This window comes from candidate division WOR-3 bacterium, from assembly GCA_039803545.1.
Lineage (GTDB): Bacteria > Hydrothermota > Hydrothermia > UBA1063 > UBA1063 > UBA1063.
On sequence record JBDRYS010000003.1, the window covers coordinates 32585 to 45823 of the forward strand.

Sequence of the window (13239 nt, forward strand, 5' to 3'; positions counted from 1 at the left end):
TTATGCTCTTCAAGAAGAAGAAAGAGTTAGAAGCCTCAAAAAAAGAGATCCCCGAAGGTCTTTTTGTTAAATGCGAAAATTGTGGGGAAATGCTTTACAAAGCCGTTCTAGAGAAGAACTTCCTCGTATGTCCTAAATGTGGCTACCATTTCCGTGCGAATGTCGAGGTTTACAAAAAACTCCTTCTCGATGGTGAGGAATTTGAAGAACTTATTGCATCTCACCTTGAAAGCGATGACCCTCTAAACTTTCCTGAATACAAAAATAAACTGGAACAAGCGAAGAAAAATACGGGCCTTAAAGAAGCAGCCATCGCCGGAATAGGGAAATTGGATGGCAAAAAGGTGGTTCTCTTCCTGACAGATTTCAGATTTCTTGGTGGCAGCATGGGGTCTGTTTACGGTGAAATATTTTACAGGGCCTGCGAAGTTGCTAAAGAAAAGAAAATTCCTTTAATCTCGGTTACCTCCTCTGGAGGCGGGGCAAGGATGCATGAGGGCATCTTTTCCCTGATGCAAATGGTAAAGACCACCCTCGGTGTTGAACTTTTGAATGAAGCCAAAATTCCATTTATTTCCGTTGTCTGCGACCCCACCATGGGGGGAGTTATGGCTTCCTTTGCCTCCCTCGGCGACCTTAACTTAGCAGAACCGGGAGCCCTGCTGGGATTTGCTGGTCCCCGGGTTATTGAACAGACCATCAAACAAACCCTTCCGCCTGGCTTTCAAAGGAGCGAATTTCTTCTACAAAAGGGCTTTCTTGATATGGTCGTTCCAAGAAAGGAATTAAAAGAAACACTTTCGAAAATATTGTCCTATTTGGGGGTTCAAAATGGCTGAAGTTAGGCTCATAAATGTGACCAAAATTTATCCCCGTGGTAATGCAGGGGTCAAAAACGTTACCTTTGATGTTGCAGATGGTGAGTTTTGCGTGATCCTTGGACCCTCGGGGTGTGGTAAAACTACAACCCTAAGGCTGATTGCGGGGCTTGAGTATCCTACCAGTGGAGAAATCTACATTGGGAATAGATTGGTAAATAACGTGGAACCTAAGGACAGAGAAATTGCCATGGTTTTCCAGAACTATGCCCTTTATCCCCACATGACAGTGTATGAAAACATGGCCTTCGGCTTGAAAATGAGAAAAGTTCCAAAGGAGGAGATTCACAAAAGGATAATGGAAGCCGCCGAACTACTCGATATAAAAAACCTTCTCGATCGGAAGCCCCGAGAACTCTCCGGTGGACAGAGGCAAAGGGTTGCCGTCGGAAGGGTAATTGTAAGGCATCCGAAAGTATTCCTCTTTGATGAACCCCTTTCAAACCTCGATGCCAAGATGAGAGTAAGGATGAGAGCTGAACTAAAGAGAATCCACGAGCAACTCAAAACAACCACCATATACGTAACCCATGATCAGGTTGAGGCTATGACCTTGGGGCAAAAGATTGTTTTGATGAAAGATGGAGAGATCCAGCAAATTGGCGATCCCATGACTCTTTACGAATATCCAGTGAACAGGTTTGTTGCAGGGTTTATCGGCTCACCTCCTATGAACTTCATTGAGGGAGAACTAATTGAGGAAAACGGGAAACTCGCCTTTGTTTCCCCCGTAGGGAAATACATAATTCCTGAAGAGGTCGCAAAGAAAGTGAGGGGAAAAGCAACCAGGAAGGCGATACTCGGAGTAAGGCCCGAGGATGTAATTTTAAACCAGGGAGATTTTTCGGCCCAGGTCGAGTTTTACGAGCTTCTGGGTAATGAAACTATCGTCTATCTTAAATGTGGAGAACAAGCCATAACATCAAGAGTTCCTTCATCCTACATAGTAAGAACTGGAGAATTTGTAAAATTTACCTTTTCGGGGAAAATACACCTCTTTGATAAAGAGACGGAGGAAAGTTTATTAAAATCTTAAGCTTCTTAAAACGTTTTTTTGACAAGATTCAAGAGGACGAGCTGTTTACCAAGGCTTCTTCGCTTTCTTATATGACCATCTTTGCATCGGTGCCTGCTATTTCCCTTGTCTTTTTCCTATTCGCAAGATTTTCAGTTTTCTCTGATCTCTATCAAAAGTTTAAAAATTTTCTTTTCACCTATTTTATACCCCAAAGCGGTGTGGGGTTTGAGAAAAAATTGGACCAGTTACTCCAGAATATAGGTTCCCTCGAGATTTTCGGTGTTCTTGCGTTAATTATAACTACAATTCTTGTAGTTGATTCCATAGAGGGAAACATAAACAGGATATGGGGAATCAAGAAAAAGAGACCTCTCCTTGTAAAAATGGCTTCCTATTGGGCCTTTATAAGCCTCGTTCCCGTTTTAATCGCCCTTTCCCTTTATATCTCAACTCGATTTGCCTCCTTCGGATTTCTAAAAATTCTCGGCGAATCCATTGTATTCCGATCCATACAGTATATTTTGTTACCCTTTTTTATCACTGTTCTTGCCTTTTGGATCATCTATTTCTTTTTGCCAAATGCAGAAGTAAACCCTCTCGCTGCTCTTGGCGGGGCTGTCTTTGGAGCCCTGTTTTGGGAAGTTTCAAAGTGGGGTTTTGACGCTTACATCGTCTACTTTTCTACCATCCCAAAATTCTACGGAACTCTCGGAAACATCTTAATTTTCATATTCTGGATCTATCTATCATGGCTATTTCTCCTTCTTGGTGCCGAAGTGGCCGTATTTTTGGAGGGTGACCCGGGTGCCAAAATCACCCCCTCGCTTTTACTCACAGTCATGCTACTAACCTACAAAAAGTTTGACAAAGGCGACCCTATTACTTTGAAGGACATAATAAATCACCTCAAGATAAACCGCGCAAAGACGACGTTTGTATTTAGAACCCTTGAGGCCCATAACCTTGTTGTAGAGATAAAAAAAGGCCACTTTGTTCCAGTAAAACATCCTGAAAAAGTGTTAATAAAAGACCTTATTAAAACCCTCGGCGTCATAAATTTTGAAACGAATGGCCTCCTGAAAACAGACATCAAAGCTCTTGAATTTATTGAGCAAAAGGTTGAATCAGGTATAGAAAACCTTACAGTAGAGGAGGTTCTGCCATTAGTACAGGAATTATAATCGCTTTAAATACAGCCTCGATGGAAGAGGCATTAAAATGGGTGGATAATATAGGCAATGAACACGACTTTTACAAAGTAGGGCTCCCCCTTTACCTCCGGTACGGAAAGAACATTATCGAAGAACTTAAAAAACGAAATAAGAGGATTTTCCTCGATCTAAAACTCCATGACATACCGTCGGTCGTAGCCCAGAGTCTCGAACCCTTTGAAAGAGGAGAGGTTGAGATTATCACCGTTCATATCTCTGGTGGTTCTGAAATGCTAAGAAGGGCATTAGAACAAGCCCACAAAAGAGGGATTGCCCTGGCGGGTGTTTCTGTTTTAACCAGCCTTTCAAGGCTTGAGATACAAAGGCTTTTTGCTTACCCCTGCGAAATAGAAAGAATTGTTGAGAGTATGCTAAACGTTGCCGCTGAATGTGGAGTCGACTATGCCGTTCTATCAGGCATAGAAGTTTCGAAGATAGGATCAAAGTTTAAAGGAAAAATTGGTTTTATTGTACCTGGCATCAGGATGGAAGGAGAAGAGGCAGACGATCAGTCAAGAGTAATAACCCCTCAAGAGGCAAAAAGGCTGGGCATCAACTATATCGTGGTTGGAAGACCCATTACCCACAGTCCGGACCCTGTTAATGCGCTGAGAAAATACAAAGAAGCTTTGCTTTAAGATGTTCTGGATTCTGAGCCTCATATCATACTTCCTGCCCCTTTCCACTGAATATCTATTGAAAACACACCTTATAAACCCACTTAAAGACAGAATTTACATTCAAGGAATCCCCGTCACACCCGATAAGTACCTGCGCTTTTGGAATTTCACAGAAATCAAGGAAGATAACGGAAAAATTTTCTTCTCCTTCATTGAAGACTCTCTGAAATCTCCCGAGGTGCTTCTCTACTCTATCAGAGGTGAAGGCTCTTCTGAAATCGGAGGATTTCTTAAGACACCCATTGGGAGAATTGAAAACCAATCAGCGCTTCTTTATTCCAACGCCAAGAAAGATGATTCCACAAGGTCAATGTTTTTGTTTGGTTTTAAACATAAAGGCAATGTAAACTTTGATCTCTCCTACGGCCAAATAGAAGGGGAAAGGGGTTATGCAATTTCTTGCTTTTTTAAAAATTTCTTCGCCACATATGCACACGGTGACTTCAACGAAGCAAGTGCAGGCTTCAATACGGGAAAACTTTCAGCATATTACAAGTTGGATGGAAAAATTCACAGTGCCATATTCTGTTACAGCGGTCTTTACTTTGGCTTAAGCTACCTTGACAAACTTTTCCCTCGCTTTGGCATCGAAAAAACCTTTACTTTTGGAACATTGCAAGTTGATTATGGCGCTAACAACTTCTACAACAAATTGGAAAATCGGCTTTACGGAAAATTAAAACTGGAGAAAAGGGATTATTTTGCAGGTATTGAAGGTAAAATTGGAAAAGAGGGAGTCTTTTTCTTAGAGAACAGCGAGCTCAAGGGCAAGCCTTATATAGCAGGAGTTTTTGGTGGCCTTCAAAAAGAAAAACTTCAATTTGCTTTTTACTACCTTTTATCAGGACCAACCAAATTTATACTCCGTGTATCTCCCCATGTTGATTTCAAAAAGGGGGAGGTTGCATTAGAGCCCAGAGCCATAATCTCCTATGATTATCGTCATGAGAAAACCTCTGGGGTTTTAGAGGTTTCTCTATTTCTTTTTAAGGCTGTGGAAGCAAGATTCTCTTATGATTTTTCAAAGGGCCCCTATTTTGGAATAGGCGTTAATCTTTTTGATTAAAGGTATAGGGCGGGTAAAAGATACCCTCCTCCGTAATTATTGCACTTATAAACTCCCAGGGCGTAACATCGAAGGCGTAATTTAAAACATCCACTTCTTCAGGGGCAATCTGTTTTTCGCCAACAAAAATTACCTCTTTTTTGCTCCTTTCTTCAATCCTGATTTCTTCTCCACTTTCAATAGTCGGATCTATGGAACTCGTTGGAGCAACTACGTAAAAGGGAATCCTGTGTTCTTTTGCAAGAACCGCCAACATATAAGTACCAATTTTGTTAGCGATATCTCCATTTCGTGCAATTCGGTCGGCTCCAGCGAAGATCGCATCGACTTTCTCTCGTTTCATAACAAAGGCCGCCGAGTTGTCCGTGATAAGAACAGGTTTAATACCATTTTCTAAAAGCTCCCAGGTTGTTAATCTCGCCCCCTGAAGTACGGGTCTTGTCTCAAGGGCAAATACCTTCTCAATTTTTCCCAGTTCATACCCCTTATAAATTACTCCCAAAGCTGTCCCTATATGATTAGTGGCAAGATACCCCGTATTACATATGGTCATCACCTTCGCTTTCTCAGGAAGAAGGGTCACACCAAACTGTGCCATCTTTTCACACCTTTCTGCCTCTTCCTTCTCTATTTTTTGGGCTTCTTCCAGCAAGAGATTTACCAGTTCAGATCTGGAAGAAACATTGGAATTTCTTATGATCTTCTCCATTCTGTCAAGGGCGTAAAATAGATTCACCGCGGTAGGTCTTGTTTTCCTCAATTCTCCTATGCTACTCAACCCTATTTCCTTCACCCTGTCAACATCTTCTACATCAAGGCTTCTTAATACCTGAACAACGGCGTAGGCTGCAAAAATGCCTATTAATGGAGCGCCACGAACTTTAAGGTTTACTATTGCATCAATAGCATCCTGCAGGGTGTAAATGTATTCAAAGCGGACAATTTCAGGTAACTTCGTCTGGTCCAAAACCTTTATGGTATCACGAAAGCACTCCACGGGTTTAATCATTGCCTTACAACCTCGATTTTATTTCCAGAGTGCCCACAGTATAAACTGAAATCCACCGGATAACCCTGCCCTTCTAAATCCCCATGAAAGTCTGTCCCACCCGTTATCATGAGGCCATTTTTAAATGCAATTTCCTTCAGTTTATCCTCAATATAATAAGGATTCTTAGGATGAAAGACCTCAATCCCGTCAATTCCTTTCAAGATCGAAAGATTTATAACCTCATCCATTCTATTTATGAGACCTGGATGAGCAAGAACGGCAATGCCTCCGCTCTTGTGAATTATATCAATCGCTTCTTCTATCGAAATTTTAAATTTCCCTACGTAGGCAGGGCCAGAATCTCCGATGTACTTCTCAAAGGCTTCCTCCATACTGGACACAAAACCCTTTTCCACAAGTTCCCTTGCAAGGTGCGGTCTTCCAATGGCCTTATTTTCTTCAAACTTAGACATATCGGGAGTAATTTCAATTCCAAGCCCCTTTAGTTTTTCAACCATTTTCAAAAATCTCTCCTTCCTCGCCTTTCTGAAGGTTTCGAGATAATCCAGAAGATACTTGGACCCTGTATCTACAAAATAACCAAGGACGTGCACCTCTTCCCCGCTATATTCTGCGGAAAGTTCAATACCGGGGATCAATTCCATATTCAGTTTAAGGGCCTCTTCCTGGGCTTCCGCCAGGGCCTCCACCGAATCATGGTCAGTAATGGAAAATATCTTTATACCCTTTGAGTACAGCAAGTAAACCAGTTCCCGCGGAGAATACAATCCATCGGACTTTGTTGTATGCGTATGTAAATCACACCTCTGCATAATTTCAGTTTAAAGGAAAAATCGCGGATTTTAAAGGGATTTAAGGTTTTAAATATTTACAAAGTGGAGCGGGAGCTGTTTCAACATTTTACCAATTTGAAAGGCACATTTGAAGGAAACTCCACCCTTTAGACTAATTTCCAAGCTACTTGACCTTGCGAAAGACATTTTATATAATTTTTTAAAATGGCACTCTTTCTATTTTATGCAAAGTTTAATGTAGCTCTCCCTGCTATCTCTAACTTCGCCATTAATTTTGCCAATAATAACGTCCCCCTGCAATAAGGGGGACGGCCTTGTAGACCAATAAAAACCCTGTTGTTTTTTGTTTCCCCAGAAGGAGGTAAGACGATGTTAAAGTTTGAAATCTTTGAGCATTTAAAAGACGAAAAGGTAAAAAAGGCGGTCAGGGTTCAATCCCTGATTGTAAAAATTTTAAGAGATTATTTACACGAAAAAGGGTTTTCAGAAATCCTTCCCGTAGTAATCTCAAGGGTAACAGACCCATTGTCAGAGGTCAAAAACTCTGTATCCTTCGAGATTTATGGGCAATACTATCAACTTACAAAGAGTATGATTTTCCACAAAAGGATGGCCCTCTACAGCCTCGACAAGATTTTTACCTTTTCACCCAACGTAAGAATCGAAGAAGAAAAGAAGAGTTCAACCCGCAGGCACCTTGTGGAATTTGTCCAGTTAGATCTGGAAATGAGAAATGCAAGAATGGAGGATGTAATGAGAATAGCTGAAGATATGCTATGTTATCTCTTCGATAGGCTTAAAGAAGAGGCAAAAGACGAACTCTCCTACTTTGGCAGAGAGCTACCAGAACTTAAAACTCCATTCCCCGTTTACGAATTTGAAGAAGTTTATTCGCGATATGGTGAAGATTATGAAAACATACTATCGACAAATTCTACTCATCTTGTTTGGGTTGTCCATTTCCCTGAAACAAGACGAGAATTCTATTACAAAACAATCCCTGGGACAAACAAAATGGCCGACTTCGACCTCTTGTATCCTTATGGATACGGAGAGGCAATTTCTGGGGGCGAAAGGGAGGACAACAAAGATAACGTTATTAGGAAGTTAAAAGACAAAGATGCAGACTACCTCAAAGATTTTTACTTAAAACTTCTGGACGCAGGAGTGCCTCCATCCAGTGGATTTGGAATCGGTATCGAGAGGCTCACCATGTTTGTTTGTGGACTTGACCATATTATTTATACAAAGCTTTTTCCCAAATTGCCTGTTAAGGAAGTTCAATTCATTTAATAAGGAGGGGTTATGCAGGGCTTTGTCTTTTATAACAAAGAAGAGGTCCTTGAATTTTTAAAGGAACATCCTGAAGTAAAATTCTGCCGGTTCCTCTTCGTTGACGTCCTTGGGAGACTTTTAAGCTTCACGGTTCCTTCAAAGGAGGTCGAAGATGCCTTCAACAATGGCAAAGGATTTGATGGAAGTTCCGTTGAAGGATTTGTAAGGATCTTTGAATCGGATCTTATTTTTATTCCAGATCCGAAGACCTTCAGGGTGTTACCGTGGAAGTACGAACTGGGCGGTGAAGTCTGGTACGAGGCTTTAATGTTCGGCGATATTTTTGACTCTGAAGGTAGTAGATTTGAGGGCGACTCAAGATACATTTTAATCAAAACCCTTGAAAAATTAAAGGAAACTGGAACCCCTTACATCGGCCCTGAAATTGAGTTCTTCCTCTTTGAAAACGACAAAAGCACTAAACTTTTAGATTCAGGAGGATACTTTTACAGCGGTAAGTGGGGTGAACTGAGAAAACTTGCCATGATATACCTGGATAAAATGGGGATCTCCGTGGAGTGCGACCACCATGAGGTGGCCCCGAGTCAGCATGAAATAGACCTAAAGTACAGCCATGCTTTAGAGATTGCCGATGGGATAATGCTGACAAAATACGTGCTAAAAAGGATAGCAGAAAGGCTTGGCCTTTATGTTTCCTTTATGCCTAAACCGATCATCAATCTTCCTGGAAATGGCATGCACCTTCATATTTCCCTTTTTAAAGATGGAGAGAATCTTTTTTACTCTTCCTCTGGGCTTTCTGACTTCGGAAAACGATTTGCTATGGGTCTTATAAAGTACGGAAAAGAAATTCAACTGGTCTTAAACCAGTGGGTAAACTCCTACAAAAGGCTAAGGCCCGGGTATGAAGCCCCTTGCTACTTAGCCTGGGGAACCAAAAACCGTTCACTTTATATCAGAGTCCCAAATTTTAAGAAAGAAAACAAGAATTCTTATAGAATTGAACTCCGAAGTCCGGACCCTGCCTGTAACCCGTATCTTGCCTTCGCATTGATACTAAGCGCGGGGATTAAGGGTGTTGAAGAGGGGATACAAATTTCAGCACCTCAGCAAGTTAACGTTTACGAGCTTTCAGAAGAAGAAAGGAGATCCCGAGGTATAGAGAATCTTAGTGCGAATTTAAAAGATGCCCTCGAACATTTTAAGTCCAGTAAACTTTGTAGAGAGGTTCTTGGGGATCATATATATCAAAAACTAATCGAAAATAAAGAAAAAGAATGGGAAGTTTATGTCAGCGAGGTAGGCTTACGTTACGAAAACGAGGTTAGCAAATATGAATTAGAAAAATACCTGCCCATTTTATAAACTCAAAAGTTTAAAGGGAATTTTGAACTCCAAAGCAAAAACACTATAATAAAAGCTGGCACTGGGGGAGCTGGGTAAAAGCCCGGCTGAGAGGCCTGCCTGAAAGGCGACCCCTCGAACCTGATCCGGGTAATGCCGGCGAAGGGAAAGTGCCAGTAACTTTCCCAATCGCTCAGCCCTCCCCCCTGAAAAGCCAGAGGAGGTTAAAATGGGGGAGACCTTAATTGAAACTCTAAGATCGGGTAAAATCCCTGAAAAATTTGTCGAAATCTGCAAAAAAGAAAAAGTGGACCCTAGCCTACTGGCCCAGGAAGTGGCCTCTGGAACGGCAGTAGTCGTTGGATACCGCACTGGTAGAAACCCTTTTATCCTTTCCAAATACACTCGAACCAAAGTAAATGCAAACATAGGGACAAGTACAAACAGATCAAGCCTAACGGAGGAACTGGAAAAGTTGAAAGCAGCCCTCGATGCCGGTGCCGATGCCGTTATGGATCTTTCACTATCCGACGACCTCAAAATCATAAGAAAGAAAATCCTTGAAAACTCCACGGTGCCTGTGGGGACCGTCCCTATCTACGAGGCTGCAACGCAGGCACGAATTAAGCGGGGGGCCGTTGTAAGACTGGATGTAGAAGAGATTTTCGATATCATCGAACAGCAAATGGAAGAAGGTGTTGACTTTATGACTATTCACGCAGGTGTTACAAAGGAACTGGTGATGGAACTTAAGAAACATCCAAGACTTGAAGGTATCGTTTCTCGAGGAGGAGCCATACTTTCTGCCTATATAAAAACTTACAACAAAGAAAATCCCCTTTTTGAACATTTTGATAGGTTACTAAAATTGGCAAAAAAGTATGATGTTGTACTTTCTCTGGGAGACGGCATGAGGCCAGGGGCAATCAAAGATGCTGGGGACTACTTTGAAGTTGGTGAGCAGAAGGTCCTCGGAGAACTGGTCTTAAGGGCAAGAGAAGCTGGTGTTATGACCATTGTGGAAGGCCCTGGACACGTTCCCCTGCACATGGTAAGAGAGGCAGTGGAGAGGATGAAAAAATTGAATCATGGTGCCCCTCTTTACCTTCTTGGACCAGTTGTAACTGACATAGCCCCAGGCTTTGACCACATCACCGGTGCCATAGGAGGCGCCTTAGCTGCCTGGGCCGGTGTTGAATTCCTGTGCTACGTAACCCCCGCTGAGCACCTCGGACTCCCAACGGTCGAAGACGTGAAACTGGGGGTAATTGCTGCAAGGATTGCAGGACATGCGGCTGATATCGCTAAGGGTATTAAAGAGGCCGATAAATGGGACGAAGAAATGTCCAGAGCGAGAAAAGACCTGGACTGGGATACAATGATGGCTTTATCTATCCATCCGGAAACTTCGAGAAGATTAAGGCTCGAAAAGTCAGGTGAAGGTCCTTGCACGATGTGCGGTGAATACTGTGTGTTTCTCATTAACGGAGATTAAAAAATGGAAATAAGGGAAAGAGCCCAAAAAGCCCTCGAAAATATCAAAAAATTCAATCCTCTTATTCACAATATCACAAACTATGTGGCGGCCAACTTCCAGGCCAATGTTCTACTGGCTATTGGCGCCTCACCCGTTATGGCCCACTCCGAAGATGAAGTGGAAGACATGGTTACTATTTCCGATGCCCTCGTCCTCAATATCGGCACTCTCTCAAAAAGTATCGTAAATTCAATGATAATTGCCGGTATAAGAGCAAAGGAGCTTAAGAAGCCCGTGATCCTTGACCCCGTCGGTGCAGGAGCAACAAAGTTCAGAAATAACGCGATTGAAAAAATATTAAGCGAAGTAAAAGTAGACATCATAAGGGGTAATGCCTCCGAAATCGGAGCTATCTGCGGTATAGAAGGCAATACCAAGGGCGTTGATTCCATAATGAAACCGGAAGAGGTGCTGAAGTCCGCCATCGAATTTAGTAATAAAACAGGGATCGTAGTGGTGATATCCGGGGCAACAGACTATATTGTAAGCGGAGAGGAAGTGATTAAATGCTACAATGGGGTACCTTTGCTCGGAAAGATAACTGGTTCCGGTTGTGCAGTAACATCCATCATCGGGGCCTTTTCAGCCGTGGAGGAGAATAAAGCCTTTGCTTCTCTCTTTGGTCTCGGGCTCTTTGGTATAGCGGGAGAAATTGCTTTCGCAAACGCCAAAGGCCCTGGAAGTTTTTATTCCTTTTTAATCGACAGCCTGTACAATATAACACCAGATGTATTTATGAAAAAATTAAAATTTGACATACAAAGGAGTCAATCATGAAGGAGAAGAAGATCACAGAAATCATAGTCAAAAACCATTTTACACACCTTTTAAATGCCCTGGAAAATGATGTGATTATTGCAGGAGGTGGTCCCTCATCCCTTGTGGCGGGCTACTACCTCGCCAAGGCCGGGAAAAAGGTCACCATTCTTGAAAAGAAACTGTCCCTTGGTGGGGGAACCTGGGGAGGAGGAATGGGCTTCAAGTTTGCCGTTGTAGAGGAGGCCTGCCTGCCCATTCTTAGCGAAATGGGGATCAGATACACAAAGGAAGAAGACGACCTTTACTCCGTTGATTCTATAGAACTGGCCAGTGGATTGATCTTCAACGCCATAAAAGCAGGTGCAGAAATTTTTAACCTCATTTCGGTGGAAGATTTAGTGGTAAGGGATAACAGGGTTCGCGGGGTTGTAATAAATGGTTCTCCCATCGAGATTGCCAAACTCCATGTAGATCCCATTACACTTATGGCAAAGGCAGTGGTTGATGCCACGGGGCACGACCTTGAGGTAGTGAAGGTATTACTCAGGAAAAATGGGGTGAAATTAAATACAGAAACCGGTGACATTATAGGAGAAAGGTCCATGGATGCCGAGGAGGGAGAAAGGATTACCATCGAGAAAACGGGAGAAGTATATCCAGGCCTTTACGTCGTAGGAATGGCAGCCTGTGCTTGCTTTGGCGGACCAAGGATGGGACCAATTTTTGGGGGAATGCTAATCTCGGGTAAAAAACTGGCAGAGACGCTTATTAAAAGCCTATGAAGGACATATTAAAACTTTACCTCATTGCCGATTATCTTTACTTTGACGAAAACTTCTACAATAAAGTTAAAGCGGCTATCGACGGTGGTGTGACCGCAGTTCAATTTAGATTCAAGGGCGTTGATGATGGTCCCGCTTATGAAATTGCAAAGAATTTGAAGGAAATTTGTGCCGAAAAAGGTGTTGCCTTTTTTGTCAACAATAGGCCCGATTTTGCCATTCTCCTCGATGCCGACGGAGTCCATGTGGGGCAGGACGACTTACCAGTCTTAGAAGTCAAAAGAATTGTCTCTGGAAAAATCGTTGGCATTTCCGCGGGGAATAGCGACGAGTATGAAAAAGTCAAAAATATGCCTTTCGATTATCTGAGTTTCGGGTCCGTTTTTGCAACACCTACCAAACCCGATGCAGGAGAACCTATTGGTTTAGAAGGTCTTAAAAGACTCGTGGAAATTACACCCGATGTTCCAAAGATTGCCATTGGGGGTATCAGCGAGGAAAACGCCCTTAGTGTAATGAGAACAGGAGTTTGTGGCATCGCCGTTTCTAGTGCCATAATGAAATCTTCGAACCCTTACGATTCTGCAAGAAGGCTGAGAGAAATTGTTGAAGAAGGACTGAAAAGGTAAATCATAATCAGGATACCTTAGCAAATTTTAGATCCCGATAGAATTAAAATAAGGTCTATTAACCCAAGCGAGCAAAAATCAACCATTCCTTAACCCATATCTCATTGCCACCTTCAGAACCTTTGTAGAATGCGCTGTGTAAAAGCCATTAAAAAGAAAGGGACATAGTAAAACTTAAAGTTTAAAATCCTTCTCCTTCCCTAACAAAGCTCCTGAAGGGCACTTAGATTATT

The 13239-nt window shown here is 42.4% G+C and carries 13 protein-coding genes and 1 riboswitch; of the genes, 11 read left to right on the forward strand and 2 right to left on the reverse strand.

Annotated elements, in window-relative coordinates; all coding sequences use genetic code 11:
- Positions 1 to 2 precede the first annotated feature (2 nt).
- Genes accD through ABIM45_06970 form a run of 5 tightly spaced genes read left to right on the forward strand, consistent with a single transcriptional unit; the run spans position 3 to position 4853 of the window.
- Positions 3 to 839 (forward strand): acetyl-CoA carboxylase, carboxyltransferase subunit beta, encoded by an 837-nt coding sequence (accD, locus tag ABIM45_06950; GenBank protein ID MEO0239636.1) that lies wholly within the window; start codon positions 3 to 5, stop codon positions 837 to 839.
- The gene (gene ugpC / locus ABIM45_06955; protein ID MEO0239637.1) at positions 832 to 1914 is read left to right on the forward strand and encodes a sn-glycerol-3-phosphate ABC transporter ATP-binding protein UgpC; all 1083 of its coding nucleotides are present in this window, start codon (positions 832 to 834) and stop codon (positions 1912 to 1914) included. Before accD ends, ugpC begins: the two co-directional genes overlap by 8 nt.
- Entirely contained in the window at positions 1908 to 3077 is a 1170-nt protein-coding gene (locus tag ABIM45_06960; GenBank protein ID MEO0239638.1) for a YhjD/YihY/BrkB family envelope integrity protein, read from the forward strand. Before ugpC ends, ABIM45_06960 begins: the two co-directional genes overlap by 7 nt.
- A gap of 20 nt (positions 3078 to 3097) precedes the next feature.
- Positions 3098 to 3745 carry an orotidine-5'-phosphate decarboxylase gene (pyrF, locus tag ABIM45_06965; protein ID MEO0239639.1) on the forward strand — a complete coding sequence of 216 codons (648 nt, stop codon included), beginning with the start codon at positions 3098 to 3100 and terminating at the stop codon, positions 3743 to 3745.
- A 1-nt stretch (position 3746) separates the two neighbouring features.
- Positions 3747 to 4853: a hypothetical protein gene (locus ABIM45_06970; protein ID MEO0239640.1), complete on the forward strand. Its 1107-nt coding sequence runs from the start codon at positions 3747 to 3749 to the stop codon at positions 4851 to 4853.
- Here the strand turns inward: ABIM45_06970 and mtnA are convergent.
- Both mtnA and ABIM45_06980 read right to left on the reverse strand, forming a co-directional pair.
- A complete protein-coding gene (mtnA, locus tag ABIM45_06975; protein ID MEO0239641.1) occupies positions 4837 to 5862 on the reverse strand; it encodes an S-methyl-5-thioribose-1-phosphate isomerase in 1026 nt (341 codons plus the stop codon). The genes ABIM45_06970 and mtnA overlap by 17 nt on opposite strands.
- Positions 5859 to 6677, reverse strand: a complete 819-nt coding sequence (locus ABIM45_06980; GenBank protein ID MEO0239642.1) for a PHP domain-containing protein — start codon at positions 6675 to 6677, stop codon at positions 5859 to 5861. The genes mtnA and ABIM45_06980 overlap by 4 nt, the downstream gene beginning before the upstream one ends.
- Before the next feature lie 351 nt (positions 6678 to 7028).
- On the opposite strand from ABIM45_06980, the gene ABIM45_06985 reads away from it, so the two are divergent.
- The 6 genes from ABIM45_06985 (at position 7029) to thiE (ending at position 13006) form a co-directional block, all read left to right on the forward strand.
- Positions 7029 to 7952, forward strand: a complete 924-nt coding sequence (locus tag ABIM45_06985; GenBank protein ID MEO0239643.1) for an asparagine synthetase A — start codon at positions 7029 to 7031, stop codon at positions 7950 to 7952.
- 12 nt (positions 7953 to 7964) lie between these two features.
- Positions 7965 to 9320, forward strand: a complete 1356-nt coding sequence (locus tag ABIM45_06990) for a glutamine synthetase family protein (GenBank protein ID MEO0239644.1) — start codon at positions 7965 to 7967, stop codon at positions 9318 to 9320.
- Between the two features lie 53 nt (positions 9321 to 9373).
- A riboswitch (TPP riboswitch) is annotated at positions 9374 to 9485 on the forward strand.
- A 43-nt stretch (positions 9486 to 9528) separates the two neighbouring features.
- Positions 9529 to 10794: a phosphomethylpyrimidine synthase ThiC gene (gene thiC, locus ABIM45_06995; GenBank protein MEO0239645.1), complete on the forward strand. Its 1266-nt coding sequence runs from the start codon at positions 9529 to 9531 to the stop codon at positions 10792 to 10794.
- 3 nt (positions 10795 to 10797) lie between these two features.
- Positions 10798 to 11613 (forward strand): hydroxyethylthiazole kinase, encoded by an 816-nt coding sequence (thiM, locus tag ABIM45_07000; GenBank protein MEO0239646.1) that lies wholly within the window; start codon positions 10798 to 10800, stop codon positions 11611 to 11613.
- Positions 11610 to 12377, forward strand: a complete 768-nt coding sequence (locus ABIM45_07005) for a sulfide-dependent adenosine diphosphate thiazole synthase (GenBank protein MEO0239647.1) — start codon at positions 11610 to 11612, stop codon at positions 12375 to 12377. Before thiM ends, ABIM45_07005 begins: the two co-directional genes overlap by 4 nt.
- A complete protein-coding gene (gene thiE / locus ABIM45_07010; GenBank protein MEO0239648.1) occupies positions 12374 to 13006 on the forward strand; it encodes a thiamine phosphate synthase in 633 nt (210 codons plus the stop codon). The genes ABIM45_07005 and thiE overlap by 4 nt, the downstream gene beginning before the upstream one ends.
- Positions 13007 to 13239: the final 233 nt, after the last annotated feature.

Bases quoted from the DNA above. Each gene is read 5' to 3' on its own strand.
- pyrF (MEO0239639.1), top strand. From the start codon at position 3,098: ATGGAAGAGGCATTAAAATGGGTGGATAATATAGGCAATGAACACGAC.
- accD (MEO0239636.1), top strand. From the start codon at position 3: ATGCTCTTCAAGAAGAAGAAAGAGTTAGAAGCCTCAAAAAAAGAGATC.
- ABIM45_06990 (MEO0239644.1), top strand. From the start codon at position 7,965: ATGCAGGGCTTTGTCTTTTATAACAAAGAAGAGGTCCTTGAATTTTTA.
- thiM (MEO0239646.1), top strand. From the start codon at position 10,798: ATGGAAATAAGGGAAAGAGCCCAAAAAGCCCTCGAAAATATCAAAAAA.
- ABIM45_07005 (MEO0239647.1), top strand. From the start codon at position 11,610: ATGAAGGAGAAGAAGATCACAGAAATCATAGTCAAAAACCATTTTACA.
- thiE (MEO0239648.1), top strand. From the start codon at position 12,374: ATGAAGGACATATTAAAACTTTACCTCATTGCCGATTATCTTTACTTT.
- ugpC (MEO0239637.1), top strand. From the start codon at position 832: ATGGCTGAAGTTAGGCTCATAAATGTGACCAAAATTTATCCCCGTGGT.
- ABIM45_06970 (MEO0239640.1), top strand. From the start codon at position 3,747: ATGTTCTGGATTCTGAGCCTCATATCATACTTCCTGCCCCTTTCCACT.
- ABIM45_06985 (MEO0239643.1), top strand. From the start codon at position 7,029: ATGTTAAAGTTTGAAATCTTTGAGCATTTAAAAGACGAAAAGGTAAAA.
- mtnA (MEO0239641.1), bottom strand. From the start codon at position 5,862: ATGATTAAACCCGTGGAGTGCTTTCGTGATACCATAAAGGTTTTGGAC.
- thiC (MEO0239645.1), top strand. From the start codon at position 9,529: ATGGGGGAGACCTTAATTGAAACTCTAAGATCGGGTAAAATCCCTGAA.
- ABIM45_06980 (MEO0239642.1), bottom strand. From the start codon at position 6,677: ATGCAGAGGTGTGATTTACATACGCATACAACAAAGTCCGATGGATTG.